Source organism: Kocuria sp. CCUG 69068 (genome assembly GCF_020833785.1).
GTDB lineage: Bacteria > Actinomycetota > Actinomycetes > Actinomycetales > Micrococcaceae > Kocuria > Kocuria rosea.
Map to the genome: position 1 here is coordinate 1 of NZ_PDDL01000217.1, position 1,987 is coordinate 1,987.

Annotated in this window: 3 protein-coding genes; all 3 read left to right on the forward strand. The window is 78.4% G+C overall.

The features are described 5' to 3' along the window. Nucleotides 1-288, forward strand: a 288-nt coding sequence (locus CRM73_RS19020; RefSeq protein ID WP_229588775.1) for an iron chelate uptake ABC transporter family permease subunit, incomplete at its 5' end; no start/stop codon positions are given. Continuing rightward, entirely contained in the window at nt 285-1,250 is a 966-nt protein-coding gene (locus CRM73_RS19025; RefSeq protein WP_017834696.1) for an ABC transporter ATP-binding protein, read from the forward strand. The genes CRM73_RS19020 and CRM73_RS19025, both read left to right, overlap by 4 nt. Then, nucleotides 1,247-1,987 (forward strand): siderophore-interacting protein (locus CRM73_RS19030; RefSeq protein WP_229588776.1); only part of this gene is annotated, 741 nt, incomplete at its 3' end. The genes CRM73_RS19025 and CRM73_RS19030, both read left to right, overlap by 4 nt.

Here is a 1,987-nt window from a genome sequence, read left to right on the forward strand (position 1 = left end):
CTCGCCCTGGGCCTGGGCGTGCTGCTGGCCGCCGTGGCCACGGCCGCGACCGGCCCGCTCGCCTTCGTGGCGCTCATGTCCACCCCGGTGGCCACCGCCCTGACCCGCGGGCGGACCTCGATCGTGGCGTGCGCCCTCGTGGGCGCCGTGGTCGTGGTGGTTGCCGACGCCGTCGGCGCGGGCCTGGTGGCGCAGGTGCAGCTGCCGGCCGGTGTGGTCACGGGCGCCGTGGGCGCCCCCGTGATGCTGTGGCTGCTCGTGCGGCAGCGGAGAGGAGCCCTGGCATGAGCCCCGAGCTGCGCGACGACGTGCGCCCCGGCCTGCGCCCCGTGGAGGAGCCCGTGGCGGACCCCGGGGCCGGCGTCCCCGCGTTCCGGATGCGCGGCCTGTCCCTGGGCTACCAGGACCGCACCGTGGTGCGGGAGGTGGACCTCGACATCCCGCACGGGGCCACCACCGTGCTCATCGGCGCCAACGGCTGCGGCAAGACCACGCTGCTCAAGGGCCTGTCCCGGCAGCTGCGCCCGCTCGCCGGCACGCTCGAGGCGGACGGCCGCGGCGTGCGCGAGTGGCACGCCCGCCAGTACGCCCGCTCGGTCAGCCTCCTGCCGCAGTCGCCCGTGGTCCCGGAGGGCCTGACCGTCGCCGAGCTCGTGGAGCGCGGACGGCACCCGCACCGCCGGTGGTGGGGCGCCCCCTCCCCCGACGACGACGCGGCCGTGGCCCGGGCGATGGAGCTCACCGAGCTCACGGCCCTGGCCGCGCGGCCCGTGGAGGAGCTCTCCGGCGGGCAGCGCCAGCGGGTCTGGATCGCCCTGACCCTGGCCCAGCGCGCCCGCACGATGCTCCTCGACGAGCCCACCTCCTACCTCGATCTGGCGCACCAGGTGGACCTGCTGGACATGCTCCGGGGGCTGGAGCACCCGGACGGGCCGGGTGCCGGCCGGGCCACCGTCGTCGCCGTCCTGCACGAGCTGAACCTGGCCGCGCGCGTGGCCGACCGGCTCGTGGCGATGGCCGCGGGACGGATCGTGGCCGTGGGCACGCCCGCCGAGGTGCTCACCCCCGAGCTGCTGGCCGAGGTCTTCGGGCTCCGGGCGGACGTCGCGCGGGACCCCGTGGGCGGCCGGCCCGTCGTCCTGCCCCGCGGGCGGGCCCGCGAGGGCTCCCACCCCGTACCGCCCGCCGCACCCGTGGCCCTGGAGCCCGCGCCCCGGGCCGCCGCCGAGATCGGAAGGACCCTGCCGTGACCGTCATCCCCACCCCCGAGGCCACCGGTGCCCGCGCGGACCCCGTGCTGTGCGTCGAGGCCGCCGTGACGTCCGTGACCCAGCTGTGCCCGTCCTTCCGCCGGATCACCCTGGCGGGCCCGGAGCTCGCCGGCCTGTCCCCCGCGCTCATCGGGGCCGGGGGCCGGACCCGGTGCCGGGACGCCTACATCAAGCTGCTGGTCCCGCCGCCCGGGCGCGAGCCCGAGCGGGCGGACCTGTCACTGGGGCTGCGGGAGGGCTGGTTCGCCCGGCCCGCCGAGGAGCGCGGGTGGATGCGCACCTACACCGTGCGCGGCGTCCGGCGCACCACGTTCTGCGGGATGGTGGTCCCGGAGCTCGTGATCGACGTGGTGGTGCACGGCGGGCACGCCCAGGACGGCCCGGGCAGCCGGTGGGCGGCCGCCGTGTCCCCCGGCGAGCGCGTGTACCTGCTCGGACCCGGTCCCCAGGAGCGGCCCTGGGCGGCGTGGGACCACGGCGGCGCCCAGCGCGTGCTCGCCGTCGGGGATGAGACCGCCGCCCCGGCCCTGATGTCCGTCGCGGAGGAGTTCACGGACGCCCACCACGGGCTGCCCGCCGGCGGGACCCGCCCCCGCCTCGACGTGGTGCTGGAGGTCCCGCACCCCGAGGACGTCGCCGCCCACTGCCTGCCGGCGGACCTGCCGGACGTCCGGCTGCACGTCCTGCCGCGCGCCGGGGGCGCCGAGCCGGCCGGG

Coding starts and splice junctions, on each gene's coding strand:
- CRM73_RS19025 (WP_017834696.1), top strand. CDS start 285: ATGAGCCCCGAGCTGCGCGACGACGTGCGCCCCGGCCTGCGCCCCGTG.